The sequence below is a fragment of the Mesorhizobium sp. W067 genome, from assembly GCF_054719525.1.
In genome coordinates, this window is the sequence record NZ_JBTTII010000001.1 from 930,135 (window position 1) to 955,788 (window position 25,654).

Annotated in this window: 34 protein-coding genes and 1 pseudogene; 22 read left to right on the top strand and 13 right to left on the bottom strand. The window is 60.9% G+C overall.

Annotated features, from left to right (window positions below):
• Positions 1-97 precede the first annotated feature (97 nt).
• From ACYG97_RS04555 to ACYG97_RS04600, 10 genes are all read left to right on the top strand, one after another.
• Complete coding sequence (locus ACYG97_RS04555) at positions 98-799, top strand: hypothetical protein (RefSeq protein WP_023734794.1); 702 nt, start codon at positions 98-100, stop codon at positions 797-799.
• A 2-nt stretch (positions 800-801) separates the two neighbouring features.
• The gene (locus tag ACYG97_RS04560; RefSeq protein ID WP_023734795.1) at positions 802-1,332 is read left to right on the top strand and encodes a hypothetical protein; all 531 of its coding nucleotides are present in this window, start codon (positions 802-804) and stop codon (positions 1,330-1,332) included.
• A complete protein-coding gene (locus ACYG97_RS04565) occupies positions 1,333-3,954 on the top strand; it encodes a hypothetical protein (RefSeq protein ID WP_023734796.1) in 2,622 nt (873 codons plus the stop codon). It abuts the gene before it with no gap.
• 7 nt (positions 3,955-3,961) lie between these two features.
• Positions 3,962-4,276: a hypothetical protein gene (locus tag ACYG97_RS04570; RefSeq protein ID WP_023808301.1), complete on the top strand. Its 315-nt coding sequence runs from the start codon at positions 3,962-3,964 to the stop codon at positions 4,274-4,276.
• 315 nt (positions 4,277-4,591) lie between these two features.
• Positions 4,592-4,828 (top strand): hypothetical protein, encoded by a 237-nt coding sequence (locus tag ACYG97_RS04575; protein ID WP_023734797.1) that lies wholly within the window; start codon positions 4,592-4,594, stop codon positions 4,826-4,828.
• Between the two features lie 181 nt (positions 4,829-5,009).
• Positions 5,010-5,405, top strand: a complete 396-nt coding sequence (locus ACYG97_RS04580; protein WP_031262564.1) for an SMI1/KNR4 family protein — start codon at positions 5,010-5,012, stop codon at positions 5,403-5,405.
• A complete protein-coding gene (locus ACYG97_RS04585) occupies positions 5,402-5,608 on the top strand; it encodes a hypothetical protein (RefSeq protein WP_023734799.1) in 207 nt (68 codons plus the stop codon). The genes ACYG97_RS04580 and ACYG97_RS04585 overlap by 4 nt, the downstream gene beginning before the upstream one ends.
• Positions 5,609-6,061: 453 nt before the next feature.
• Complete coding sequence (locus ACYG97_RS04590) at positions 6,062-6,259, top strand: hypothetical protein (protein WP_156937250.1); 198 nt, start codon at positions 6,062-6,064, stop codon at positions 6,257-6,259.
• Between the two features lie 725 nt (positions 6,260-6,984).
• Positions 6,985-7,137: a hypothetical protein gene (locus ACYG97_RS04595; RefSeq protein ID WP_023734801.1), complete on the top strand. Its 153-nt coding sequence runs from the start codon at positions 6,985-6,987 to the stop codon at positions 7,135-7,137.
• Positions 7,138-7,246: 109 nt separating this feature from the next.
• On the top strand, positions 7,247-9,256 hold the full coding sequence (locus ACYG97_RS04600; protein WP_460221559.1) for a pyocin knob domain-containing protein: 2,010 nt from the start codon (positions 7,247-7,249) through the stop codon (positions 9,254-9,256).
• On the opposite strand, the gene ACYG97_RS04605 is transcribed toward ACYG97_RS04600, so the two are convergent.
• The gene (locus ACYG97_RS04605; RefSeq protein ID WP_156937223.1) at positions 9,253-9,576 is read right to left on the bottom strand and encodes an LbetaH domain-containing protein; all 324 of its coding nucleotides are present in this window, start codon (positions 9,574-9,576) and stop codon (positions 9,253-9,255) included. The two genes, ACYG97_RS04600 and ACYG97_RS04605, sit on opposite strands and share 4 nt — an antisense overlap.
• A gap of 51 nt (positions 9,577-9,627) precedes the next feature.
• On the opposite strand from ACYG97_RS04605, the gene ACYG97_RS04610 reads away from it, so the two are divergent.
• The 6 genes from ACYG97_RS04610 (at position 9,628) to msrA (ending at position 11,946) form a co-directional block, all read left to right on the top strand.
• Positions 9,628-10,320 (top strand): glycoside hydrolase family 108 protein, encoded by a 693-nt coding sequence (locus tag ACYG97_RS04610; protein ID WP_023734291.1) that lies wholly within the window; start codon positions 9,628-9,630, stop codon positions 10,318-10,320.
• The gene (locus ACYG97_RS04615; RefSeq protein WP_023689878.1) at positions 10,317-10,520 is read left to right on the top strand and encodes a hypothetical protein; all 204 of its coding nucleotides are present in this window, start codon (positions 10,317-10,319) and stop codon (positions 10,518-10,520) included. Before ACYG97_RS04610 ends, ACYG97_RS04615 begins: the two co-directional genes overlap by 4 nt.
• Positions 10,521-10,616: 96 nt before the next feature.
• Positions 10,617-10,856, top strand: coding sequence for a hypothetical protein (locus ACYG97_RS04620; RefSeq protein ID WP_023734290.1), 240 nt, complete (start codon positions 10,617-10,619; stop codon positions 10,854-10,856).
• Positions 10,841-11,032, top strand: a complete 192-nt coding sequence (locus tag ACYG97_RS04625) for a hypothetical protein (RefSeq protein WP_023734289.1) — start codon at positions 10,841-10,843, stop codon at positions 11,030-11,032. The genes ACYG97_RS04620 and ACYG97_RS04625 overlap by 16 nt, the downstream gene beginning before the upstream one ends.
• Positions 11,033-11,035: 3 nt before the next feature.
• The gene (locus ACYG97_RS04630; RefSeq protein ID WP_023734288.1) at positions 11,036-11,359 is read left to right on the top strand and encodes a hypothetical protein; all 324 of its coding nucleotides are present in this window, start codon (positions 11,036-11,038) and stop codon (positions 11,357-11,359) included.
• Between the two features lie 68 nt (positions 11,360-11,427).
• The gene (gene msrA, locus ACYG97_RS04635) at positions 11,428-11,946 is read left to right on the top strand and encodes a peptide-methionine (S)-S-oxide reductase MsrA (protein ID WP_023734287.1); all 519 of its coding nucleotides are present in this window, start codon (positions 11,428-11,430) and stop codon (positions 11,944-11,946) included.
• 19 nt (positions 11,947-11,965) lie between these two features.
• Here msrA and ACYG97_RS04640 read toward each other — a convergent pair whose 3' ends face one another.
• Together ACYG97_RS04640 and ACYG97_RS04645 are read right to left on the bottom strand one after the other, a co-directional pair.
• Entirely contained in the window at positions 11,966-12,160 is a 195-nt protein-coding gene (locus ACYG97_RS04640) for a hypothetical protein (protein WP_050590411.1), read from the bottom strand.
• Between the two features lie 56 nt (positions 12,161-12,216).
• Positions 12,217-12,810 carry a glycosyltransferase family 25 protein gene (locus ACYG97_RS04645; RefSeq protein WP_198029717.1) on the bottom strand — a complete coding sequence of 198 codons (594 nt, stop codon included), beginning with the start codon at positions 12,808-12,810 and terminating at the stop codon, positions 12,217-12,219.
• Positions 12,811-13,293: 483 nt separating this feature from the next.
• On the opposite strand from ACYG97_RS04645, the gene ACYG97_RS04650 reads away from it, so the two are divergent.
• The gene (locus tag ACYG97_RS04650) at positions 13,294-14,235 is read left to right on the top strand and encodes a glycosyltransferase (protein ID WP_031262331.1); all 942 of its coding nucleotides are present in this window, start codon (positions 13,294-13,296) and stop codon (positions 14,233-14,235) included.
• Positions 14,232-15,254, top strand: a complete 1,023-nt coding sequence (gene waaF, locus ACYG97_RS04655) for a lipopolysaccharide heptosyltransferase II (protein ID WP_023734284.1) — start codon at positions 14,232-14,234, stop codon at positions 15,252-15,254. Before ACYG97_RS04650 ends, waaF begins: the two co-directional genes overlap by 4 nt.
• A gap of 70 nt (positions 15,255-15,324) precedes the next feature.
• Here waaF and ACYG97_RS04660 read toward each other — a convergent pair whose 3' ends face one another.
• The 4 genes from ACYG97_RS04660 to ACYG97_RS04675 all read right to left on the bottom strand — a co-directional run bounded on the left by ACYG97_RS04660 (position 15,325) and on the right by ACYG97_RS04675 (position 17,193).
• Positions 15,325-15,519 carry a hypothetical protein gene (locus tag ACYG97_RS04660; protein ID WP_023684343.1) on the bottom strand — a complete coding sequence of 65 codons (195 nt, stop codon included), beginning with the start codon at positions 15,517-15,519 and terminating at the stop codon, positions 15,325-15,327.
• Positions 15,520-16,086: 567 nt separating this feature from the next.
• On the bottom strand, positions 16,087-16,557 hold the full coding sequence (locus ACYG97_RS04665; protein WP_023734283.1) for a GFA family protein: 471 nt from the start codon (positions 16,555-16,557) through the stop codon (positions 16,087-16,089).
• Positions 16,558-16,718: 161 nt separating this feature from the next.
• A complete protein-coding gene (locus ACYG97_RS04670) occupies positions 16,719-17,012 on the bottom strand; it encodes a hypothetical protein (protein WP_023734282.1) in 294 nt (97 codons plus the stop codon).
• Positions 17,013-17,025: 13 nt separating this feature from the next.
• Entirely contained in the window at positions 17,026-17,193 is a 168-nt protein-coding gene (locus ACYG97_RS04675) for a Thivi_2564 family membrane protein (protein ID WP_023734281.1), read from the bottom strand.
• A 608-nt stretch (positions 17,194-17,801) separates the two neighbouring features.
• On the opposite strand from ACYG97_RS04675, the gene ACYG97_RS04680 reads away from it, so the two are divergent.
• Positions 17,802-18,155, top strand: coding sequence for an HWE histidine kinase domain-containing protein (locus ACYG97_RS04680; protein WP_352914460.1), 354 nt, complete (start codon positions 17,802-17,804; stop codon positions 18,153-18,155).
• Positions 18,156-18,363: 208 nt separating this feature from the next.
• On the opposite strand, the gene ACYG97_RS04685 is transcribed toward ACYG97_RS04680, so the two are convergent.
• Positions 18,364-18,690, bottom strand: coding sequence for a hypothetical protein (locus tag ACYG97_RS04685; RefSeq protein WP_023727873.1), 327 nt, complete (start codon positions 18,688-18,690; stop codon positions 18,364-18,366).
• Positions 18,691-18,964: 274 nt separating this feature from the next.
• Here ACYG97_RS04685 and ACYG97_RS04690 point away from each other — a divergent pair, with 274 nt between their 5' ends.
• Both ACYG97_RS04690 and ACYG97_RS04695 read left to right on the top strand, forming a co-directional pair.
• A complete protein-coding gene (locus ACYG97_RS04690) occupies positions 18,965-19,201 on the top strand; it encodes a hypothetical protein (protein ID WP_023684337.1) in 237 nt (78 codons plus the stop codon).
• Positions 19,202-19,967: 766 nt separating this feature from the next.
• Positions 19,968-21,194, top strand: coding sequence for an anion transporter (locus tag ACYG97_RS04695; protein WP_023709703.1), 1,227 nt, complete (start codon positions 19,968-19,970; stop codon positions 21,192-21,194).
• Positions 21,195-21,286: 92 nt separating this feature from the next.
• Here ACYG97_RS04695 and ACYG97_RS04700 read toward each other — a convergent pair whose 3' ends face one another.
• Entirely contained in the window at positions 21,287-21,877 is a 591-nt protein-coding gene (locus tag ACYG97_RS04700; protein WP_023734280.1) for a TetR/AcrR family transcriptional regulator, read from the bottom strand.
• A gap of 81 nt (positions 21,878-21,958) precedes the next feature.
• On the opposite strand from ACYG97_RS04700, the gene ACYG97_RS04705 reads away from it, so the two are divergent.
• A complete protein-coding gene (locus ACYG97_RS04705; protein ID WP_023734279.1) occupies positions 21,959-22,843 on the top strand; it encodes a crotonase/enoyl-CoA hydratase family protein in 885 nt (294 codons plus the stop codon).
• Here the strand turns inward: ACYG97_RS04705 and ACYG97_RS04710 are convergent.
• From ACYG97_RS04710 to ACYG97_RS04725, 4 genes and pseudogenes are all read right to left on the bottom strand, one after another.
• The gene (locus tag ACYG97_RS04710; RefSeq protein ID WP_023734278.1) at positions 22,819-23,130 is read right to left on the bottom strand and encodes a cupredoxin domain-containing protein; all 312 of its coding nucleotides are present in this window, start codon (positions 23,128-23,130) and stop codon (positions 22,819-22,821) included. The genes ACYG97_RS04705 and ACYG97_RS04710 overlap by 25 nt on opposite strands.
• Before the next feature lie 10 nt (positions 23,131-23,140).
• Positions 23,141-23,665: pseudogene (locus ACYG97_RS04715) on the bottom strand (DUF4142 domain-containing protein).
• 115 nt (positions 23,666-23,780) lie between these two features.
• On the bottom strand, positions 23,781-24,449 hold the full coding sequence (locus ACYG97_RS04720; RefSeq protein ID WP_023730437.1) for an RNA polymerase sigma factor: 669 nt from the start codon (positions 24,447-24,449) through the stop codon (positions 23,781-23,783).
• Between the two features lie 103 nt (positions 24,450-24,552).
• Complete coding sequence (locus ACYG97_RS04725; protein WP_023734277.1) at positions 24,553-25,641, bottom strand: HPP family protein; 1,089 nt, start codon at positions 25,639-25,641, stop codon at positions 24,553-24,555.
• Positions 25,642-25,654: the final 13 nt, after the last annotated feature.

Sequence of the window (25,654 nt, forward strand, 5' to 3'; positions counted from 1 at the left end):
TCCCCCCATGCGGGGGAGATGTCCGGCAGGACAGAGGGGGGTGCTGTCCCGCCGACGTCACCATTCTCGCACCATTCCCACCAAGGAACCCACCCCAATGACCCCCCATGCCGAGACCCTCGGCAAGGCGCGGACGGCTGCCGATTTCGCGGCCGTCATCGCCTTGCTCGACACCGACATTAACGACGCCGTCGTCCGCAGGCGCGCGCTGGAGCAGGCCGAGGACCGGGCGGTCTTCGGCGACGGCGACCTGGCCGCGGCGCGCGCCGCGCTCGATGCCTGCAACGACGTCATCGCTGTGCTGGAAAAGACCATCTGCGTCGCCGACACGCGCCGCATCGAAGCCGCGGAGAGCGAAGCCCGCGCCGACATTGCCGCTCTTGGCGACGAGATTGCGGCCAAAGCCGCCACCCTGACCGAGCGCTGGCGCAACGCTGCCCGGCTGGTCGAGCTGCTGCGCCAGGAACTGTTCGAGGCCGATGCGCTCGTCCGTGCCATCGCCACCGCCAATGGCCTGTTCGACGCCGCCAGCGTCGCCGAGCTGAAGATAAACCTCACCGCTGCCCGCCGCGCTGCCATGGCCGGCGCACGGGCAGCCGCACCCGCTCGCCTCAGCCGCGCCGGGCTGCAGGCCGACCGGCTGCTTTTGTCCCTGCTCGCCACCGGCGGTGCGCTCGACCCGCGCCCGCAGCTTGGCGCGCCGGTCGCCGGCGTCAAAAGCAAGTTCATTCCCGCAATCAAACCCATTCCCGCGAGAAAACCCATTCCTGCAATCAAACCCCTAGGCAAACGAGGCTGACCATGTGCACACTTGCCCTTCTCGGCACCGTTCTTTCCGTCGGCGGCGCGCTGGCCGAGGGCCAGCAGTCGAAGCAGATGGCCGACTATCAGGCCAAGGCCTATGAGCAGCAGGCGCAGGCGGATGCTCAAGCCGCCGCCTTCGAGCAAGGCCAGGAGCGCCACAAGCAGGACCTGCTGCAGGCGCAGGCGCGCGCCCAGGCCGGCGCGTCCGGCGTCGGCATAGCCGGCTCGCCGACCGAGGTGCTGGCGGCGAATGCCAGGCAGGGCCAGGCGGATCTCGGCGCGCTGCTGTACGGCTCGAAGCTGCGCCAGAACAATCTCAACAGCCAAGCCGCCATCTCGCGCTTCCAAGGCAAGCAGGCGGTGACGGCGTCAATCTTCAACGCCGGCAGCGCGCTCGTTGGCGGCCTCTCCAAAATCAACGACCCGACGAAAGCGGCAGCGTCAAGCGCTGCGGCCGCCGCTGTGCCGGGCCGCTCCGTGATCTTCGGCAGTGCGGCCCTCAGGGCTCCGTGGGCGGGGAACACCTAGATGGTACACATCATCCCCCTTTCCGTCGGCCAGCGCCGGCTCGATACCGGCAACGCCGTGCAATATCCCCAGGGGTCGCCGATCGGCGGCGCCAAGCAAGGTTTCGGCGACCACCTTTCCGCTCTTGCCGAACGCTACCAGCAGATGAAGGACCAGCAGGACGCGTTCGACGCCGAGCTGGCGCGTCGCGGCTTCGACGCGCGGATCGCGCAGGCCGAAGATGAAGTGGCGGCGAACGCGCCGGCGGATGGCGCAGGCATGCATGAAGCCATGTATGGCGAGGTCGACCTGCGCGCCGGCCGGGCGGTGAAACCAGGCCTGTACGATACGCTGTTCGACGATGCGAAACGGACGATGCCCGAAAGCCAGCGCGCCGCTTTCGCAGGTCAGAAGGAAAACAAGCGCGTCGTTGGCGCATACCGCGTGGCGCTGCGGCAAAAGACCAAACGCGACGACTACGAGAAGGCCACCGTCGACACGACACTGACGACCAATGCCATCGCCATCGCAAAAGGCGACCCGAACGACACCGCGACCTTCGAGGCGATCCGGCAGAGCGGGCTCGACCTGATCGCCAAGATCGGCAACCCGCTTGCCAGGCAAGCGGCGGAAGCCGCCTGGCGCACCAACTCGGCCAAGGCGCTGGTTCAGGCGATGATCGCCACGGACCCGAAGCGCGCTGCTGAAATGCTGGGGGCGGTGCCGGTGGGAGGGCGGGTACGAAATGATACGGCGGCCGTAGGCGGCTCGAATGTTTCAGGTGAATCCAATGCGACCGCGGTGACGCAGGAACAGTCGGGCAAACTATCGCTGGACGAAAACAGGGCACAGGCTAGCGAAACTGCTGCGCCGAATGGCGAAGCGGATATTCCACTGGAAGCTATCACCTACCTTAAGTCCAGCGATATTGCCACACTGAAGAATGAGGCGAACTCCGCCACCGCGGCTCGATTGATCGACGGGCATGCGAGGGTGCGGCTTGCCGAGCAAAACGCGCCCGCTGTCATCGCCTTCACAGGCAATTACCCGGAAGAGGAAGAGCCAGCCGCTCAGGATTTCGTCAGTACCTACGGCGCCACAGACGGGCAGACGCGTTTCGATGAGTTCAGGGCGACGGTTGATGCCGCCAACTCATTTCACAATTTCTACCGCGCATCGAACCGCGAGATACATGCCGAGCTTCGTGATTTCGAACCCGGCCCGAAGGGTACGCCAGAAGAGCACAAACGCTACGACATAAGGGCCGGCGCCGCCGAGATGATCATGGCCGCCCGCCGCGAGGATCCCGTGGCCTATGTCACCCAACTGTTCCCCGGCGAAGCTCCGGACTGGAGCAAGGTTTCAACGCCACAGGATTTCCAGAAAGCGGTGACCTGGGCCAGGGCCGCTCAAGAGCAGATGGGCTTCGACACGAGACTGCCGCTGCCCTGGGCTGTAGCTGACCAGTGGGCTGCGAAATACATCGACCCAAGTTTGCCATTCAACACCCGTCTCGCGGAGTTGAGTTCGATTGTCCTCGCAGTTCGCGATCCGGAAGCGCGCGAGGCAGTAGCCAAACAAATCTTGCTGGCAGCGGAAGCCCGGTGGCGAGCCAAGGCCGCCCAAGATCCGACCATGACGCCGGAGGTATTGGAACTCCAACTTGCAGCGCTGAAGAATGGTCTGACGTGGATTGGGGAAAATCCGGCTCAGGCCCAATACAGCACCATGTCGTCGTTACAGCAGTTCGGCATGGCATTCGGGGATATCGGCAGGACCATAGCCAAGGGCGCAACCGCTGGCGGCGCGGACGCAATCGTCGCCAAGCTCGCATCCTCGGCGTCAGGTGAAAGCTACCAGAACCGTCTGGCTTTCGAACAGGAGCAGACGGAGGATGCCGAGGACCGGGCCAGTTCCGCCGGCTGGGTGGCAGAGGGTCTTGGTGCCGGCCTGTCAGGATACGGCGCCGCGGTCGGTGTGTACGGTTTGCTAGGTCGGGCAGGGATTGGCGCGGCAGCGGAGGGCGGGTTGACCGGTCTAGGCGTCCGAACCGGCGTAGGCGCCGCGACTGGCGGTGCTTATGGCGGAGCATATGCCTACAATGTCGGCGAGAGTGTTCCCCGCGGTGTTCTCAACGGCGCGCTTTGGGGGGCCGGCGGCAATGTTCTTGCCGAAGGACTAAGTGCGATTGGCAGCCAAGTGGTGGCTCGGCTTGCGAAACGCGCGGCAGTTGCTAAGCCCACGACCGTCCCAGATAATGATCCAACCCCGGTTCCTCCTGTCAAAGCGGAAGAGATTCCTATCTCAACCGACCAGGCACCCGAAATAAGGAGGCCCTATGCACATTTGGAAGATCCTCCTAACGTTGCGCCTGGCAAGAAGCCAACGAAGAAGCAAATAGCGACTCTTCATAAAGAAAATATTAGGATGAACGGTGGGGTTTTACGATCAGATGAGAGTGGAATAGACATAATTCCGGCAAAGCAAAGTAAGAGGGGCGTGACTCCTCCGATGAATGAAGCTCACGTCGATCATATAGATCCAATCCATCCTCGTGATATTACGAAGATCCCAGGGTCAAATAGTTATAAGAATCTTCGTCTCATTGCCGGCTTTGAAAATGTCGAAAAGTCAAATAAATAGGTGCGACATGGAAAAGTGGAAGTTTGCGGATCCAAAAAATCTAGCCGTTGTCTCGACTCGCAAGATATTTAGGGGCGGCGGCTGGATTGCATACGCGTCACATGATGCTGACGACGAGTCGTGGCAGTTCTACGGAAATGAAGCTGAAGTCGATCAGAACGACTTGATTTTGGTAGGCTTGGTTGAGGTGGTGGAGCTTGATGAAACAGTTGCACAGCTGGCGGATTTGCCATTGGGCTGGCATGCTTGGCGCGATGCAAAAACCTCGCCATGGAAGCGAGCCAAAATGCCTGACGAGGTTCCAGGGTCGACGCTGAGTTAGTTCCATCATCCCGAATGGGATAGGTTCGAATGGGGACGGATTTTATAATTTGAAGCTCAACGCGTGAGTGAAGGCGCGGGAGAGAAATGAACAACGCAATTCCGGACCTGTCCACCGTTGTAAGGTTGCCTCCAGCCAATGTCGGCACCGGTGAAAGCGAACTTGACTCTGCCCGCGTCGAGGCTCACGAACACCTCGAATTCTTCGATTGGGTTTTGTCCATCAAGGGCGAGTTCTCGGCTACGGCGCCGAAGGCATCATATCTTTCTGTTCGAGATCGAGCCTGGAAGGCCGGACATACCAAGATGGATTTGGGTGATCGTCGGCGATGTGCCAACGACATATAACCCGGCTGACGACACCAAAACCCCTTTCGAGGCTCTGGATGGCTACATCGGTGCGCTTGAAGATTGGGTTGAGGCCGCGCGTCAGGGAAAATCCGTGGCGAAGTTGATACCAGTCAATGTCGATGCGACTCCTGCCAATGCCGAGATGCTGGCAAGTCGCCTCGAGTTCCTCGATGAGAGGATTCTGCCGTTGCTTCAAGGGTGATGCCAAGAAGCGTGCAGCGAGGCCTTGTCGGCCAGCCCGTGGATGTGCATGAAATTAAGCCAGTGAAGTTTGGCGGGAGTCCGACCGATCCGTCCAACAAGGTCATTCTGCCCCGAGAAGTTCATCAGCAGCAGGTTACGCCCTGGTGGAACAAATTACTAAAAGACATTGGAGAATAGCAGTGGGATATGCACTAACTAAGGGACGTTTCGACCCACCGGCTCAAGCTGCAGTTGTCGATGGCCTGCCCGCAAGCCTGGGAGTGACGTTGCCGAAGGATTACGCCAATTTCCTTAGGGAGCATAATGGAGGTGAAGGCTTCATCGGCGACAGCTATATAATTTTTTTCAAGGCTGAAGAGTTGGTAGACTTCAATCGAGAATATGAGGTTGAGAAATACGCACCAGGCATCCTCTTGTTTGCGTCGAATGGAGGAGGGGAAGCCTATGGCTTCGACACCCACGATGTGGAAATGCCGATCGTGCGCATCCCATTCATATTTATGGAACGGAAATCCGCCGAGACGATAGCGCGTGACCTCGCCGGTCTATTTGCTGCGTTGGAGGACTTGAAATGAGCGTCCAAGGTACAGATTCGCGTTCCAAAGGCATGGAATTGTTCGAGATCAAACCGGTAGCGGTTGGCGGCGATCCAGTTAGCATGGAGAACAAGATCTGGTTGACCAGGCAAGAGCATTTTCAAGTGGTGCGCTTTTGGAATCGAACTATCGAAGTTCAGCGTAAGGCGGCACTGGAAAAGGCGGGACGAAACGGGGAATAGAGTGCAAGGAGCACGAGCCATGACCAGCGTCGGACGATCATTTGCAAATCCACCGAACCGCCGGCGCAAGCAACTCGTCCCTAGATCCCAACATAATAATGGTACCATCTTCCAGGAGGTTTTGCATCCGAATCGTGGCGGAGGGTTTCTCTTTGGGGCAAGTAGGCAGGCTGATAGACATAGTTGCAAGGCTGTCGGAGTTTGACGAGTACGACACGATTTATGCGTCGGAGCCTTGGACCGAGGATTCCGATGCGATGGTTGCTACCGGGCTGGACACGGGAAGATCGCCACCGGAGGCCGTCGAAGCCGGTTTGGAATATTTTCTTGAGATACATATCTGTCGAGAAGTCATCGAGGGTTGGCTTGCCTCAATAAAAGAAAAACCTAGCCTAGCGGGGGTTTGTCAAAGGCTTATCGAATACGCCATCAATGACGCATAGGAGAGATAGAGTGGAACATAACCCGCGCTATGACGGAAAGCCGCTGCTTAAACTATTGGAATTTTATGTTTTGTGGGTAATTGGTGAGCTGCCCGAAGAGGTGGATAAATCCTTGAAGGCGATAGCTCCCAAACTGCACACTCTCTATGGCGGCGATGGACAGTGGCAGGGCGCAATTGCCGCATCTGTTCATTTTTCCGAGGAATAACGGCGGAAATCCGGGGTCTATGGGCGAGGAACCTCGAAATCGCTCGCGACAACGACGTAACGCTTTCGCCTCAGAAATTTGCCGAGATGTTCGTAGATGAAAATTTCGAGAATGATGGATTACGGTGACAGCGTATTTCTAGAGGTCCGCACCAGTGCGAGGTAGAGCGAAAGCTCTAAAGCTGACAAATTGAAAAGAGTGCACTGTCACCGTAATTCCGAAGCATTGAGACGCATAATTCAGCTGGACAGCCTGATCGTGGGCGTTGGAGGAACTGCCGGGTTATACTTGTCCAGCGGACAAAGTGGCTCCAGTATGGACGGACCCGTTGAGGAGAACAGCAATGTCTATTAGATTCGCTGCGCTGGCGCCCACTTACATCTGAAGGGCTGGCCAGCGGTCACCTTGAAAATCGCATGGGACGGCGGCCTTGGCTCGCCGCAATGAACATGGGCAGGAAGATACTTCTCGGTGGAACGTTTCCTATGACGACGACATCGAACTGAACAAGCGGCGGCAACACCCGACCAATAGGCCTGGTTGTGGCGGCTGGAGACATGTGATCCTTCGGAAAGGCCAGAGCTACTGGCCAAATACGAAGAATGGAATCAACTCCACGAAGAGAAAAAGCGGAATGCCAAGGGTTGGGAACACCGCAGCTTTTACCCCTTGCTGGATTTTGATGACATCGGTCGCACAGTCATGCAGAGGGCGACGCCGAGGCAATGGCGCTGAGGATCGAGCTTGGGCTGCCGGCTGAACCGGAGAAAGTGCCGACCGAAGAAGAGCGTATTCTGGCCGAGGCCGGGGATGGCTATGTGACGCCTGCGCAGCGCAAGCGGCTGCGCTACCTGCGCAAGCACCCTGAGGAGGGGTGATGCGCCGCGTCTAACTCTTCGGCCTTCATCACAGCGCTGATCGTCGCGCACCAAATTGGAACTTCTTTCAAGCCTCGCTTCGCGGGGTTTTTTTCATGGAGCAAGCCTTATGGCCCGACCTGCAACTGCCGCCGTTCGTCTGTTGACCGGCGAACGCGAACCCGTGCGCCTGGCGACGACGGGCAACATCACCCTTTACGGCCTGCAGACCATCGACGGCGTGCCGGCCGAGGTGGGCGACCGCGTGCTGGTCAAGAACCAGGCCGACGCCCGCGACAACGGCATTTATACCGCCAGCGAAGGCCAATGGTTCCGTGCCGCCGATGCCCGCACCAGCCGCACCATGCAGAAGGGCACGACGGTGCATGTGCAGCAGGGGGCGGTCTCGGCAGACTTCGTCTATGTTTTCGAAACGTTCGACCCGGTGATCGGCACCGACGCGGTCACGATCGCCTTTTACCTGTCGGAGGACACGCTGGGCGATGCGGTGGGCGCGGCCAGCGCTGCTGCCGCCAGTGCCGCTGCGGCGCTCACCTCAAAGAACGCTGCCGCCACCAGCGCCACCAACGCCGGCACCTCGGCCGGCGCCGCCGCGGGTTCGGCCACGGCCGCCGCCGGCTCCGCCACAACAGCCGCGACCAGCGCCACCAATGCCGGCAATTCGGCAACGGCGGCTTCCGGCTCGGCATCGGGCGCGGCGACCAGCGCCACCAACGCAGGCAACTCGGCTACAGCTGCAGCCGGTTCGGCGAGCGCTGCCTCGGGCTCGGCAACCGCGGCTTCCACCTCAGCCACCAATGCCGCGACCTCCGCTTCCAATGCGGCGGCCAGCGCTGCGGCGGCATCAACCTCGGTGGCGGCGCTCGGCTACACCTTTTCCACGACCACAGCCGACGCCGATCCGGGCAACGGCACCTTGCGGCTGAACAATGCGAGCGCCGCCTTGGTGACCGCGGCCTATATCGATAATCTCGATGCCGGCGGCGCCACCGTGAGTGGCATCCTCGATGGCTTTGATGACAGCACGAACCCCATCAAGGGCCAGTTGACCCTGCGCTCGAAAGCCTCCACCGCTATCTACTATGTCTATAACGTCAGTGGCGCAGTTGTGGATGGTAGCGGCTACCGCAAACTGACGCTCGCCTATGTCAGTGGCGCCGGCACTTTGCCGACGGTGGCCAACGGCATCTGGTTGATGTTCGACCGCGCCGGCGACAGAGGCGCCGACGGGACGGGAGTAGGAGATTTTTTGGGGCCTGCGTCTTCGGCAACCGACAATATTGTCACTTTCGCGGGCACCACGGGCAAGGTGGGGAAGGATAGTGGGATCGCGGTGTCCAGCCTGGCGCCGAAGGCCAGCCCGACATTTACCGGGACGCCAACGGGGCCGACCGCAGCGCCTGGAACGAATACCACGCAATTGGCTACAACGGGGTTCGTCAAGGCTGGGTTTGATCTGAAACTTGATAGCCGACCTAACCTCGGTGTCGTCGCGCAGACGATCACCGATTGGAACAACGCCCTGGACAACGGCTGGTATATGGCCTCGGCGGCGGCTAATGCGCCAGACGGCGTAAATTGGTTCCTGGGGTTTGTGGAAGCGCACGGAAGCACTGGCTACCGGACGCAGACGGTGCATGATTTCGTCAACGACACTATGGCGGCAGACCAAAAGCTATGGCGGCGCAGGCAGGCTGGCGGTGCCTGGGGAGGATGGATCAAGCTGCAATGGTCGCAGGCCGAACAGGATGCACGCTATGTCCAGTCGTCCACGGCGTTGCTTCAGAAGTTTTATGAAAGCCCGCAACAGACCATCACATCCGGCGGGTCGCTGACGTTGGCTCATGGGCTGGGGGTGAAGCCGAAAAATTACCTTGCATTCTTACAGTGCACCACTGCTGAGGGTGGCTATTCTATTGGAGACGAAGAACCTGTCTCGATTGGATCGCACGAAGCAAGCACCAATCGAGGCCTAAGTGTCGTTCCCGATACTACAAACATGGTCGTTAGATTTGGGTCGCAGGCTTCTAGTGCCGTTCAGATTACACGCAAAGACACTGGTGGATTTCTAAATATTACCAATGCAAGCTGGCGGCTTGTCATTAGGGCATGGGCCTAACATAAATTCGAGTGAATCTTCAAAAGAAAGATCAAAAGGCCGCTCTCTCTTTCCGAGATATGGCGTCTGCCCAATCCACCACCGAATCTCAATAAGCCTCGGCTATTTTCGTCGTCGAAGCGCTTCTTGATCACCTTTGCCGGAATTCTTCCTAACACTGCATACGGAGGTGCATCTTCGATCACCATCGCAGCGGCGACGACGGCAATGGTGCCGTCGCTCGATTCGCCGTTCCGATCTCCTTTCCGGCCGACGCCACCAAATACCGCCCCGCCAAGGTCTCCAGCGACGTTGTCTCGATGATCGACGCCTAACCGCAAGCAGCTTCGCAAATCGACAACCTGCCTTTCGCGGGCAGAAAGGAAAACCCCATGGACCGCAACTTCGCGCGGGCGCTTGCGCTCGTCCTCAAATCGGAAGGCGGCTGGTCCGACAATCCGGCTGATCCCGGCGGCGCAACCATGAAGGGCGTGACGCTGGCCAATTTCCGCCGCTACGTGAAGGCGGTTGCGACGAAGGACGACCTTCGCCATATCACGGATGCTCAGGTGGCGACGGTCTATCGCCGCTTCTATTGGGATGCCGCTGCGGGCGCCGAGCTTCCCGGCGGTGTCGACTATGCCGTCTTCGACTTCGCCGTGAACAGTGGGCCGGGCAGGGCGGCTAAATATCTGCAGGCGGCAGTTGGCACCGCACAGGACGGCAGGATCGGCCCGGCCACGCTCAAAGCTGTCGGCGCCAGGCCACCGGGCGCAGTCATCGACGATCTTTGCGATGCCCGCCTGGCATTCCTGCGGCGGCTGCCGACCTGGCCGGTTTTCGGCAAGGGTTGGAGCGATCGCATCCGGTCGGTCCGTTCCCAGGCGCTGTTGATGTCGGCACTACAGCCCGCTCCGGCACCTTTGCCGGGCACCCCGCCCCAGCCATCAGCGCTCTCGCCGAAGCCCGGCAGTGCGATGCCGCCGGTGTCTACCGGCGGGCGCGTCAGCCCCGTCGAACGCCTGCCGTTCTGGCGTGCGCTGCTTCAAATCCTGAAATCGATTTTCGCAAGGAGTTCGACATGATCGCCGTCTTCATCCGCATCGGCTTGCGTTACGGCGCCGGTGTTCTGGTCGCGCGTGGCCTGCTCGGCGCCGACGACGCGGCGGCATTTTCTTCCGACCCCGACATTCAAGCTGGTCTGGAGATCGCCGCCGGTCTCGCCATCGCCTCGGTCACGGAGACCTGGCACTGGCTGGCCCGCAAATCCGGCTGGGAGCACTGACATGGAAGGGTTTCAACAACTGCTCATCGCCTATCTCGAAGCCGCGAAACCCTATGCTATCGGCTTTGCCGCCGGGCTTGTCGCCGGGTGGCTGCTGTGAGCGCGCTCCTCGCCGTCCTGCTTGGCAACAAGGCGCTGCTGGGCTTCCTGGCATCGGTCATCGCCGCCCTTTGCTGGGGCGTTCACCAGCGGCTGGCCGGCGCCAGGGCCGAGCGCAGCAAACTGGCGGCCGCTGAGGCCGCGGCGCGCGCGGTCGCCGAGCAGGTGCAGAACGACGTCGGCGCACTGCCGGCGGACGCTGTTCGAAAGGAGCTGAAATCATGGGCAAGGGACTGATGCTTGCGCTGCTTGTGGCGCTTGCCGGGTGCACGACTGCTTCGGGCGGCTTCTGCGCGATTTCGAGCCCGCTGCGCCATTCGGCCGAAGCCGTCGACGTCCTGTCGGACGCCGAGGCGAGAGCGCTCCTGGCGCACAACCGCAAGGGACAAAAGCTCTGCGGATGGAGGCCTTAGCCGATGCACGACCTCTTCGACATGCTCGGCATCAAGGGGCCGGTCGTCGCCGCCGGGCTAGCCGGCGGCGTGCTGCGAGCACTGTCGCGCCATCGCTACAAGCTGCGCGAGATGATTGCCTCGCCGATCTGCGGGGCGCTGGCGGCTGCGTATCTGACGCTGCCTGCCGTCGCCTGGTTCAGGGCAACCGGCGTGCCTATCCCCGATCCGGCCGACGATACCACGACGCTCGCCGCCGCCTTTTTGATCGGCGTCTCGGCCATGTGGATTTCCGACATCGTCTTCGAGGTCATCGTGCGGCGGTTCGGCTCGGCCGGCAACGAGTGATGCACTTGAGATGCTGGAAGAAGCCAGCGACAATGCCTACCTAAGGAGCAATCCAATGGAGGTATGATATGGCGACGTCCATCGAACGTGCAGTCCTTGCCGGCGGCTGTTTCTGGGGCATGCAGGATCTGATCCGGCGCTATCCCGGCGTGATCTCTACCCGCGTCGGCTATAGCGGTGGCGATGTGCCAAACGCCACGTATCGCAACCACGGCAGCCATGCCGAAGCCATCGAGATCGTTTTCGATCCGGCCAGGATCAGCTTTCGCACATTGCTCGAATCCTTTTTCCAGATCCACGATCCGACCACCAGGAACCGCCAGGGCAACGATGTCGGAATGAGCTATCGCTCTGCGATCTTCTACACCAGCGACGAGCAGAAGCGCGTCGCCGAAGACACCATCGCCGATGTCGATGCCTCTGGACTGTGGCCGGGCAAGGTCGTCACCGAGCTTGCGCCGGCGGGCGACTTCTGGGAGGCGGAGCCAGAGCATCAGGACTATCTCGAGAAATACCCCAACGGCTATACCTGCCACTTTGTCAGGCCGGGCTGGAAGCTTCCGGTCCGCGAAAAGGCTGTTTCGTAACGCAGCCGCTATCGTCTGCTTATCTGGCGGTCGAACTATTCTTCCGCGCGATCGGTATGCCGGCCGCCTCGTAGAGGTGGCCGTGCTCGGGCTGCCCATAGACGAACGCGCCGTGGACGGGTTTGCCGTCGACCTCAGAGCCTGAGAACGCGACGGCCTCGATCTTCTTTGTTCCGGTCAGGCTCTGGTTTCGAAGATAGGCGAAGGTTCGCACCGCTTCTCCAACAATTCGATCGAGAAACGGTTTTGGCCGCCTCCCGGGCCGTCGCACTAGGCTTGGAAAGCGCTCTCGTCCGAAACAAAATGGTGCTGTGCGCAAAGCGCCGGCATGATCTGATAGATTCGGTTGAGCGAGCAGGTCATGAATCCTGGGTGAAAAAGAACGAAGTCGACCTCTCCTCTCAGATGCATGGTCCCGCGCAGCAATCTTTGCGCTGCCGATCTGGAGAGGACATAGCCTGCGGCGCCCGCGTGCAGGCCATAAAGTCTGGCAAGCGAAAACCCATCATCGAGAGCGACTTCCTTGCGTCCGACCCTCACTTTGGCAAAATGCGTTTCCAGCTTGATCACATCGGCATCGCGTGGCACCCATCGATCGGAAGCAAGCAGCGAGCCGGCGCCAGCGCCGAAAACGACGTCGTCTTCGAAAACCGCGCCATATTGATCCGCGCCGTCCGCAACGATCTCCCAACACGAGCGGTGGCTCAGGAAACAGCAAACCTCAGCAGCGCTCAGCGGGCTTTTGGCGACAGAGCAGCAATCGGGGCAATCAATGGCGGAGACACGCTCAAATGGTACTCCGATCCGGCCGAACTCGGACGCGACATGCGCCAGCCGATCGCGAGAACGATCAAGATTGATCACCAGACACCTCATCAGCGCCCCCTTTGTCCGGTGATCAGTGAATATCACGTTCCCGTGATTGCACAAAATTTGCTTACGTGCGGGGCAGTAGCGGCGTACGTGCCGCCGGTTGATTTTGGAGGTTGGGTGGACATTGACTGCATCCCCGGCGAGGCGCGAGGCTTAACCGTGCGCGGGTAGACGAGTCGAGTCGCCCTAGAAGCCGAAGAATTGCCGGCCGATCATGTATCCAAGCGCGACGACCACAAGGGGAAACAGGGCGGGCGCCAGCCGACCAAGAGCGGAGGTCTTTGGCTGTTGCCTGGAGATGGTCGTGGGCGCATTGCCGAGATTCTTGGTCATCCGGCATAGTAGCAAGCGCTGATTAACGATTCCGTAACCCAGTCGAGGCCGCCGCGGCTTTTTGCGTTGCTGGCGCGACCTTGACAATGCCCAGCCCGTGACGCAACTGGGCCGTCTTGAGAGCATTGTGAGGCAAGGTCAATGCGGGTGACGCTCGTTTTGAAGGGCGTAATACCCTGCCGAGGTTACGGTGGGATTCAGCGTCAGGTCGAATGGCTGGCCACGGAGATGGTTCGTCTCGGACACGAAGTCGTGGTGATCGCTGGCCCTGGCTCCAGCCACCTGCTCTTCGAAGTCCGGCACGCTTCGACCGATGCCGAATGCCGGGCAGCCATTCCGCGCGACACTCAAATCGTCCACACCCATAGTTGGCCCGTCGAGGTGCCATTTCCAACGCTGAATACGCAGCGCGGCTTTATGCCGGACCAGCCCATGCCAGTTGCGAACTGGAGCTTTATCAGCGCCAATCATGCCCGCCAGCATGGGCGCGAGACATTCGTCTACAATGGCTTTCCGGTGGACGCCTATCGTTTGTCGGCTGCAAAGGGCGACCGCCTGCTATTTCTCGCCGGCATTGCACGATCAAGCAAAGGCCTCAACCGCGCTGTCGATCTCGCCAAAAAATTCGATTTCGGTCTCGATATCGCCGGTGGCTCGCGTTGGAAACTGCTGGGCCGAAGTCAGACCCGCCGCGAAGGGTTGTTTTTCAAGAGCCTTGGCAGGCGATACCGTTTCCACGGAATCGTTGACGGCGAGCCGAAGCTTCGCCTTCTCGGCGAAGCGCGAGCCTTCCTCAACCCCATCGCCTGGGAGGAGCCGTTCGGCAACGCACCGGTCGAAGCCATGTTGTGCGGCACTCCGGTGCTGACGACGACGCGAGGCGCATTGCCCGAGACGGTCGATGCCGACAGCGGGCGCTTCTTTGAGACCGATGAAGAATTTGCGGCCGCTTTCGAGGCCGTCGCCGACCTTACGCCTCAGCAATGCCGCGAATCGGCCGCGACGAGATTTCCCATCCAAAAAGCGGCGCGCGGTTATCTGGATCTCTATGCCCGCATCCTTGACGGCGAAGCGCTTCCTTGACGACCGGCGATCCAATCCTCTTCGTCGGCTTCCCCGCGGTCGGCGACTTCGTCCGTTGCCATTCCGCCATCCAGATCATCGCTGCGCGATTTCCTGATCGCCCCATAGATGTCGTCACCTCGCCTGTCGCAGCGCCGCTGGCGCGCCTGATGCCGCATGTCAGGAAGGGCTGGGCGCTTGCCAAGCGTCATCAGCGCCCCGGTTTTGGCGAGCGCAGCCGCCTGGTTGGCGAGTTGCGCAAGGAAAATTACCGTACGGCCTATCTGATGACCAGCAGCACCAAGGCGGCGCTGATGGCGTTCATGGCCGGAATAGAGGAGCGCATCGGCTATCCGCAGGAGTTGCAATTCGGCCTCCTCAATCGCTTCCCCGCCGGCTGGTTGGCCCATCTATGGGCCTTCGGAGCCCGCAAGACGCGGCTCTTCGAGGAGGTCTGCTCGATTGCCTCGCTTGGCGAAAAGCCGGCTGCGGGCGCAGAGTGGCCGGCGCCCCGGCTTGTGGTCGATCCGGCCGAGTTGGACGATTGGCGCCAGCACAAGAAGATCGATGCCGGCCGACCGGCCCTGGCGCTCTATACTGCCGACATTGAGAATTTCCGCTCATGGCCCGTCGAGCGCTTCATTTCGATCGCCAGAGACCATCATGATCGCGGCTGGGCAATCTGGATTGTAGGCGGACCGCGCGAGCACGCCGGTGCCGCAAAAATCCGCGCCGCCATTCCTGAGGCAATCGACTTCACCTCGACCCCGTCGATTGCTGACGCGATGTGCCAGATCGCTGCGTCAACCATGTTCCTCGGGGTTGATGGCGGGATTTCCCACGCCGCCGCTGCCCTGAACGTCCCATGCGCGCTCATCTACGGGCTGAATCGCCCCTATGTGCATGGGCCCGTAAACAACCATGTTCGCTTTATCGAACCACCGCTTTCGACGCCCAGCTGGGTCAAGGACACGCGGGGCATCAGCGAAACTCGGGTGAGGGAGGCTCTGGCTGACATCTCAGCCGGTATCGCCAACTGACCAATGGTCTCGCCGGCCCCAGGCGTCTGGTTAAAAACGCCCCGTGGGGGCAACCATCGCTGCGTTTCGGTTACCCCATGGCCCTGCGGCTTTCGGGCTCGTGATTGCCGACCCAATGTGCACGGATGCGGTCGCTGGCTTCAAGGTAGGCCATGTCGATGAGATAAGTCAGAAGCTTCTCGCCGTCGGCTTCGGCTTTCTGCCTAAGCTCCCGCAGTATCCCTTGCGCGAACTGCAGGTTCTCCATTTTGCTCGGCTGGTCCATCGGTGCCCCCCAACGTCTGCGTATGAACTTTGCGCTGGCTATGCTGCATGAAGATTGCCGTGAAGTGGATATTGCACGTGCGGACCGCGATCCTGCGAAGGCGCTGCCTGCACGAAAATCGCCCCATCCGGCTTCAAGATTCGCTACACTATGTGACGGAAAGAAAATAAACAAAGCGTTCTTTTGTACAAGACAGGAAGATTCCTTCAGTTCACACCACGAGATACTTGGACAGCATAGTTGACGTAACGATATTGCGTGGTCTTAAGCTCTCGTTCCCAAACAAACGTAGCATCGTTGCAACCACAAGACGAATTCCAGCTGACCGGGGCCGCTCCGTAGTCAATCGCCGGTTACAAACGGCATGGGTCTCAGCCCAGGGCTTTGGCCAACCCATCGTTCCACGGCAGCGCAGGCCGGATGATCTACCGCCCGCCTTGGATTGACGCCAAGGCGGGCTTTTTGCGTTTGGCTTCTGCCGGGTGAAATGTTGTCGGACCCGGTTCTGTCGGCATCGGGCGGTTTCGAGAACGATTTCCTGCCTGCCGGCTGTCTGCGCCGCTCGCGCTAGGCCGACTTGCGTTGCGGCAAGCTAGACGGCGTCTCGACACCGTCAGAAATCGGTTCGGCTGTACGGTTTGTCGGCTCGTCATCGACCCGGTCGTGCTCGAATTGCCGGGCGGCAGGCAAGGGTTGCAACCAGTGCTCACGGCGATTGACCCAGAGTTCATAGCTGGGCTCCAGCCCTTCGGTGGGCACCTCATCGAGGCTGCCAATCGTCACTTCCACCTCATTCTCACGAACCAAAGGGACCCGGCCGCCGCAGGTGGGACAAAAACTTCTGTCGCCGTAGCTGCTGACGATACCCGTCGTTTCGAATGCCTCGAGCGGCCACACTGCAAACGCCGAAAAAGCCGACCCGCTAGCCTTGCGGCAGTCCTTGCAATGGCAAAGGCCAATCCGAAAGGGATCTCCCGTCACCGAAAACTGGATGCCGCCGCACAGGCAGCTGCCGCTCCGCCTTGTATCATTGGGCATGACCGCTCCTCCATCTGGTTGGGCATCACACCGCTACATCTTGCAGCGCCATGCGCACAATCAATTCACGCGCAGCGCAAGGGTTCCATGTCGCCTCGCGCAATGCATCGTCTGAACCCGGGAGCGCCATAGCAACGACCGCCGCAAGGCTGCTGGATATGTCAGTTCGGGAAATCGAACACCGGTTCCCGGCACCAATAGACACGGCACTGGCCATCACGTGTCGGAACGGAGGCAGCGACCGGCACCTCCGGCCAGTCGCACTCGTTGCCGTATTGGCGGACATAGCGATCGTAAGTATTCCGGCCGGTCGTCAACACCGCCGAGTGATGGCTCTGGATCAGGCGCTGCGTCTCCTCGCAGGTCATCGAACGCGTGTCGGGTCGGGCGTACGCCGTGCTTGTCGCGACAAACAACGCCGTTCCGATGATCCCTGCGATTGCTTGTGATGTCATGGCGATCCATATCCTAAAATACTGCCAGGTATTTCAACAGCGAAATAATGCCGATAATGATGACAACGATCTGCGCGATCTGCCTCGTGCGGCCATCGAGCGGCAGACGCTGGACGAGATAGAGCACCAGCACGATCACCAGGAAGGTGATCAGAATGCCGATAAGTGCCGATGAAGCCATGTCCCTCACTCCGATTGGCTATGTCTGAAAAGAGTACGCAGCGGCAAACGCTCTGACCGTTGATTGGTTCCTGTCGATGCGAAGCCGCCGGCGCAACGTAAAGGCTGCGAAACAGCGTTCCGCGGCCTTTGAAGCTGAACGCCGATCAGGGCCTGTTTGCCGCAATGGTTGTCGTTTGCCATCGGCGACACAGTTCCAGGCAACTTGTTGCTGGCCTCAGGCGGGGCTAACGGGAGAACCGCCTCGGGTTGACGAGCTTCCGACAAAGACGGCCGCATCACGTTCTACAACGAGGCCGCTGCCGACGTTTGGGGCATCGTCCGGTCATTGGCCGAGACCTGTGGTGCGGTGCGTGAAAACTCCGTCACCTCGATGGTCGGCCGATGGCGCATGCTGAGTGCCCGATGGCCGTTTCCATGGTTGAAGGAAGCGATATCCCGTGGGACCAGGCCATTGCAGAGCGGCCGGATGGCGAACTTATTCCGTTTAGAGCCCAACCACGCCTGCTCCGCGACGAATCGGCGAAATTGTCGGCGCCATCAACAGCTGCTTGATCTGCGCACGCAAACGCAAGCTGACGAAGCCCGGATCCGGTCATCATTTCGATAATCGGTGAGACGAGCAAATCGGCGGGCAGCCCGGCGACATTCCTCGAACAGGTGCGAAAGCGCATCTCGGCGCTTTCGCAATCGCACGATCTCCTGGTCGACGCCGAATGGCGCGGCGCCAGCATCGGCGACCTGATCAAGGCGCAACTCAAAGCTTTCGCGGCGCAGGACCGTTTGTCGGTGGCCGGGCCTTTGATCACACTCGCCCGAATGCCGTGCAGTATCTCGGCATCGCTTTCCACGAACTGGCCACCAATTCGGCAAAGCATGGAGCACTGTCACGTCACGGCGGACGAGTCGAAATCGACTGGGATACGGCGCCGGCAACCGACGGCACCGATACCTTTAGCTTGACCTGGCGTGAATTGGATGGGCCGAACCTGAGTGGGACGACGCGCCGCGGTTTTGGCTCCGTCGTCCTCCAGCGGGTTGCGCCACAAGCGCTTAGCGGCACCGGACAACTGGAATTTGGGGACAAGGCGTCGTCTGGACGCTCAAAGCGCCGCCGAGTTCGGTCCAAATCTCTCTCGCGGATTTTGTCGATTGAAAGAGAGGGTCGCGCTTAGGACAATCCCAGCAGGGGAGCGGTTTGACCGCCTGTGGTGTCGGAATTGCCGATGCCAGACAGTTCGTGCTTATCGTCGGCAAGCGAAGTCAATCTCCCCGCCTCGACGGAGGTCAGTCCGTCCAATTCCATCACCGCGCCGTAGAGTTGGGCCGTCTGCATCACAAGCCGCTCGACGTCTTCAAGGGCGACGTTCTCGTCCAGGTTACGCAATCGTATGTCCTCGGCAACCACCGCAATATTGACCATTCCGCGCGAGCGCAGCGCGCCCAGGACCCGTGAATTGAGATCCTCCCGTAGCCGAGCCGAATATCCGTAGCGCATGGAAACCTTCCTTTCAGGAGCCGGTTGTCCCGTCGTGATCAAGATGCGCTAACGACCTTCAGATGGCAAGAAGAATATAAGATATTCTCAACCAAATCAAATAGTTAGAAGACTACACTGGTTGTGCTATCGGCGTATCTCCCTCATCGTTGGTCTTGTATGTGAGTCACCCATCAGCCTCTCTTGACGCGCTGCACGGGGACCCCTAGCTATACTGCAATTGAGGCACATACTAACTCACCATATTTTTTGGTCTTGACGGTTGGAGGCGCGAATGGCCGACCTGGAACGACCCGAGCGACTGCAGATCATGCTGACAGCCGAGGAATTGGCTGCCTTGGAAAACTGGCGCTTCGAAAAGCGCATGCCAAGCCGGTCCGCGGCAGTGCGGGAACTGCTGCGGCGCGGCCTGGATGCGGATGGATTCCTGACTGCGGGACAAGGAACAAAGTCTCAGGACTTTGGAATTCTGGGCAGCAGTGTGACTGGCGACGGCCAGTCGGGCGAGTAATCCGACGGCGGTTAGCCAACAATCGCTTTTTCTGGAAGTGCCGCTACCAATTTATTGCGGTGGCGGAAACGCAAAGCGGGTCGGCTCTCGGCAGGGTACTGGTCTCAGCAGGGTACTCTTGGCGTATGGTTGCAAAGCCCGCTCCGGTTCGCCGGAGCGGGCTTTTTGCGTTTTCCCAACAGGAAATAGTCGCGATCGCTTCAGACACGCTCAAGGTTCTCTTCGCACTCCATGCACGCGACGCTGTGACCGGGGCAACTGAGCCGGTGTGTTCCTCCGGGGCAGCAATGGCCGTTCGAGCTCGCCCACCGGGCACAGACAAACACCTTGCGGGTTCCGTGGCATTGTGGACATTCCATCGGGCGGGCCAGCAAAGCCTCGTTTTCCGAGACACGGCATTCCCTCTCAAGAACCTGGACCATCTGAAACCCCAAGGCCGAAACATGGCTAAGCTATCCATACCCGGAAAGCCTAAATTAGAATTTAATTACATACGCCACGAGAGCCTTCCGAGGGGAAGTTCGCGGATGGCAATCTCAGGCCACCGGCAGTCCGCCGCGCGTGTCTCATTCCCAATCACGGCCGTCTCAAGATCAAGCTCCGGTTGCTCCCGGCATCGGTCAACCCGCGATTTTGCCCACCGATTTTCGCATTCGGATCGTTATAGGCTTTCGCTTTGCTGGAGCGGCGTTAAAGCTGCCCGGCAAATGCCTGAGCGGGAACAGTCCGTTCCTGCGTCGGTTCGTTTGGACAAGGATGTCTGCCAATGACATTGATGGGCGCAGCGGCACTTTTGATCCTTGTCCTGACTTATGCCGGCGTCGCAATCGGGCGTATTCCAGGCCTCCGTCTCGACCGGGCAGGGATCGCCTTGCTGGGGGGTGCGGCGATGATCGCCATCGGCGCACTCAGTATGGAAGATGCCTATCGCGCCATCAATTTCGACACCATTACGCTGCTGCTCGGGATGATGATCGTGGTGGCGCATCTGAAGGTGTCCGGCGCCTTCCGGGCGCTTGGCGCCTACGCTATCGAGCATGCGCACGCGCCTTTCGTGCTGCTGGTGATGGTGACGCTGTTGACCGGCGTGCTGTCGGCGTTCCTGGTCAACGACGCCATCTGCCTGGTCATGGCGCCGATCGTCGTCCACGTCACCCGTGTCATCAATCGCAATCCCATTCCCTATCTGATCGCCACCGCCACCGCGTCCAACTGCGGCAGCGTCGCCACCATCACCGGCAACCCGCAGAACATGGTCATCGGCGCGCTGTCGGGAATTTCCTACCCAGCTTTTTCGGCCGCCCTGGCGCCGGTTGCCCTCTTCGGCCTCGTCGCGGTCGTCGTCATCGTGCGCATCGTCTACCGCGCCGAATTCGCCCGCACCGCCGATCTCAACCCGGAAGTCTATCGCGGCCGCATGCTGCCGGGACAGGTGCTGAAGGCGGTGGTTGTCTGCATTGGCCTGGCCATCGCCTTCTTCGCCGGCGTTCCGGTTGCCAAGGCAGCGCTCATCGGCGGCGCCATCCTGCTGCTCACCCGCGCCATCAAGCCGGCACGCATCTACCGCGAGATCGACGGTCCGCTGCTGTTCATGTTCGCCGGCCTGTTCATCGTTGTCGCCGGCGCCGAAAAGACGCTGCTGACGCCCGACATCATCGCCTCGGCCAAGAACCTCGGGCTGGACGACGTCTGGCGTCTATCGGGCTTCACCGCGGTGCTCTCCAACATCATGAGCAATGTTCCGGCCGTGCTGGCGCTGCGGCCATTCATACCCGGCCTTGAGAACCCCGGGCGTGCCTGGCTGGTGGTGGCGATGAGCTCGACGCTGGCCGGCAACTTCACCTTGCTTGGCTCGGTCGCCAACCTGATCGTCGCCGAACAGGCGCGGGCGGCCGGCACGCAGCTGTCCTTCTCAGCCTTCTTCAAGGTCGGCCTGCCACTGACGCTGCTGACCCTTGCCGTCGGCACGGCATGGCTGGCGGCTGGATTCTAGAGCAACTCCACGAAAAGTGTGAAGTGGTTCTCCGTCCGGAATTGCGTCAAAGAGATAGCGTGTTTCGCCGTCTCCATTAAACGGTGAACGCTCTAGCGGATAGTCGCCGATCCTGACCTTGCTCGAACCAGCGTTGCAGCGGCATGTCCGGCGGCCTCGACATAGTCGGGGTTGCGGTGGATCAGCATGATCGAGAACGCGCCGTCCATCAAAAGCACGATTTCGCGCGCCAGGGTCTGCGGCTCGTCGACGCCGTGGCCTGTGAGTTCGCCGGCCAGCCAGGTCTCGAAATTCTGCTTATGCCGCGCCCCCGCTTTAACGGCCGGGTGTCCGGGCATGGAAGCGAGTTCGGCTGCCGTGCGCAGAAAGCCGCAGCCTCTCCATTTCGGGTGCTTCGCCACGCGCGCCAGATTGGTGAAAATCGCCTCGACCTTGCGCTCGACATCGCCTTCGGCCATCTCGAACCAGCCGGCTATCTGCTTGAGGTTCGGCTGGTCGCGACCGTCGAGATAGGCCGCGATCAAATCGTCCTTGCTCTTGAAATGATAGTAGAGCGTGCGCTTGGTCAGCCCGGCTTTTTCCGCCACTGCATCGACGCTGACGCGGCCGATCCCCTCGGCATAGAACAGCTTCGTTGCGGCATCGACAATGCGTTTGCGGGTAGGGCTTGGTGCTTGGCTCATACGCAAGTATACCGACTAGTGAATATACATACAACCGAAAGCCTGATCCTCTCCGTCGACAAACACAGGGAAGGAAAAGACATGACCGAGCTTGTGCTCACCGGGGCCCGCAACGGGATCGCCATCCTCACACTTAATCGGCCGGAGAAGCTCAACGCCTTGAACTATGCGCTGATTGATCGCCTGCTTGCGCTCCTCGATGCCGCCGAGACCGACGATGCCATCCGCGCCGTCATCCTCACTGGAGCAGGAGAGCGCGCCTTCTCCGCCGGCGGCGACATCCATGAATTCTCAGGCAGCGTGGCCATCGGCGTCGACGTTGCCCTGCGCGACTTCGTCATGCGCGGACAGCGGCTGACGGCAAGGCTGGAGGCATTCCGCAAGCCCGTCATCGCCGCCGTCAACGGCATCGCCTTCGGCGGCGGCTGCGAGATCACCGAAGCCGTGCCGCTCGCTATCGCCAGCGACCGCGCCTTGTTCGCCAAGCCTGAGATCAACCTTGCAATGCCGCCTGCTTTCGGCGGCACGCAGCGGCTTCCGAGACTGGCAGGGCGCAAGAGGGCGCTCGAGCTGCTGTTGACCGGCGATTGGTTCCCGCCGCCGCGCGCCCTCGAACTCGGCCTCGTCAATCAGGTGGTGCCGCATGAGGAGCTGATGCCCGCCGCAATTGATCTCGCCCGGCGCATGACCAGGCATTCTCCTGCAGCAATTGCCTCGATCCTCACAGCAGTGGCGCGGGGCCTGAACCAGAGCATCGCGGAAGGCTTGGCTGTCGAGGCCGAGCAGTTCGCCCGCATGGCTCCGACCGCTGATCTGCGCGAAGGGCTGGATGCCTGGATCGCACGGCGCCAGCCGGGCTGTGACGGCTCGTGGACGCACATCACCCGGCCGGATGAAGCCAGGCGAGCCTCAACGCAGCAGGACGGGCTTGCGGACCGGGATCAAGGCGCCGTCACGGCCACATGACCTTTCATGTTGGGGTGGAAGCGGCAGAAATATTCGACCGCTTCCGCCTTCCGCAGGGTCAGGCTCGCTGTTGCCTTCGGCGGGATCATCACTTCCCAGCCACCCTTGACGGTAGCCGTATGTGCGAACACGTCCTTGTTCACCCACTTGATCGTGTCGCCGACCTTCGCCTCGACGGTGGCCGTCGAAAAGACAAGCTTGTCGATGGTGACCTGGATGGTTTCGGCCTGCACGGGTGAGGTCCCGAAGACCAGCGCCAGTGCAATCCATAGCAGCCGTTTCGACATGGCCTGGTCCTTACTTCAGCATACCTGCAACAAGCTCGGCGTGCTGTTCATGGCCCTGGAAAATCTTCAGGCCGGTCTCCAGCAGGCTCTTCAACTCGGTATTACTGGCCGATGGGATCAAAAGGGTTTCAAGCGCGCCGTCGACCTGTTTGTGGTAGGCGATCTCGTTGTCGACATAGGCTTTGTCAAAGGCTGCGCCGTCGAGTTTGGCGAGCTTCGCCCGCTCCTCGGCCGCAGCCTTGGTCAGCGCCTAGCTGGTTGCGTTGTCTTCCGGCGTCACCTTCAGCTTCTTTACCAGTTCCAGTGCCTGCGCGTTGACCGCTTCGTGGTCGCGCACCATGTCGTTGGCGAAATCCACGACCTCCTTGGTCTTCGATTTCTTGATCGCCTGCTTGGCGGCTTCCACATCGATGACGCCTGCCGTGTAGGCGATGTGGGCGATCTGCGGGTCCGTCGGCTTGTCGGCGGCTTGCGCGAGCGGGGCAGCGCCAAGCAGCAGCAAGGCAGCGAGGGCGGCGGTGTGTCGGGTAACCATGGCATCTCCTTCGCCCGGACGCGGGATCGCGCCGGGCCGTGTTTTTCAGTTGACGGTCATTGGATGCGCAGCGGCGGCAAACGTTCCCGGGGAAATCGGCCAAATCAGCCGATGATCAGCTCTCCAGGCCGAGCCGCTGCATGACGGCGCTGGTCAGCCTGTCGCAGCGCCGGCCGGCAAACGGGAAGGCGTCGAGCAGCACCGGCCCGATCTGGTCGTCGAGTGCCTTGCGTACCAGGGCGCGGGCGCGGTGTAGCCTTGTCTTGACGGTTTCCGGCCGCACGCCAAGCAGCTCGGCGGTCTCCTCGATACTGAGCCCCTCGATAACCCGCGCCACGAACACCGTCCGATAAACATCGGGTAGGCTGTCGGTCGCCCGTTCCACCAACTCGAGGATCTGCCGCTGCGCCATCGTCCGCTCCGGATCGTCGCTGGGATTGAGGGGGAACTGGATGATTTCGGCTTGCGGGTTTTTCGCCACCGTCCGCCGCCTTTTGCGCAGACGACCGAGCGCCTCGTTGATGACGATGCGCGACAGCCAGGTGGCCAATGAGGACTCCCCGCGAAAGGCATCGAGATGGGCAAAGGCTCTGACATAGGCCTCCTGGACGATGTCCTCGGCTTCGGCATCGTTGCGCACCACCCCGCGAGCGATGCGATAGAGCCGCTGATTATGGGTCTTCATGATGATGCAGAAGGCGTTGCCTTCGCGTGCCAGCGCGCGGCGCACGAGAAGCATCTCGCTTGAAGCAGCCGTGGGCATTGGTACAGACATAGCAGGCATGGCCAGTTCCTCGATCCAATCCCCGTCCGAAACCTCGATCAAGACATTGGATGACATCGCCGGCAAAAGGTTCCCGGCCATTTTCGCCCGGCTCCGACGGCGCCTAGAATACTGCTTCCGCCAGCGGCTTGTCAGCAGCCTGCACTCGCGCCGTGGCCGCAAGCAGGTCGGTCTGCGTGATCAGGCCAAGGATGCGGCTGTCCCCGTCCACGATGATGACTGCATGGGTGCGGCCGTCGGTGAGCACCGGTAGCAGGGCCATGGCGGGCGTACCGGCGGCGGCGGTCGACGCTGTCGACGTAACGCTTCCGACGGCTTCGTCGGCTCGCGCCAATTCCCTCAATCCAACGGTGCCGACCAGCCTGGCGTCCTTGTCTACAACCGGCAGCGTGCGGATATTGTGGTCGAGCAGCAGATGACGCGCCCGATCGGCGGACGCGTGTTCATCGACCGAAATCACGTCGCACGACATGATGTCCTCGCACAACATGGTTCGGTGTGCGCGCATCGTCGCTTGCAGTTCGACCTGTCGCAGCAGTTGTTCGAGATCGTTGCGGTCGATGTCGAAGGTCTCGTCGAGCGCAGCCAGCGCGGCATCGATGTCCTCGGCCCGGAAGCCGATGCGCTCCTGAGCCGGCGGATCGCTGGTTCCGTGCGTGCTTTTCGGGGCAGGGGCCGGCACATGCGGGTAGCTGCGTCGCGACAGCCTGTGGAAAGCATAGCCGAGCGCGACCAGCATCATGGAGTTCAGCGCCACCGGCACGAACGGAAACAGGAAGCCCGCACCGATCACGGCCGGCCCGCCGAGCACGGCGGTCAGTGCGGCGGCTCCGCCCGGCGGATGCAGGCAGCGCGAGAACGACATGGCGGCGATCGCCATCGCCACGGCAATGCCCGTGGCGAGAACGGGCTGATGGACGAAATGGGCCACGATCACGCCGACCAGCGCCGATATTGTATTGCCGCCGATGATCGACCATGGCTGCGCCAGCGGGCTTGCAGGCACCGCGAACAGCAGCACCGCCGACGCCCCCATCGGCGCCACCAGCAGCGGCACATGCGGGCCATTGCCAAGCACCAGCGCGCCGATCGCGCCGGTCAGCGCAATGCCGATCATCGCCCCGATGCAGGCGATGAGGCGCTCGCGCAGCGTCGCGCCGGCGAGAATGGGGACAAAGAGACGAAAGGCCATGGCAAGCTCAGTC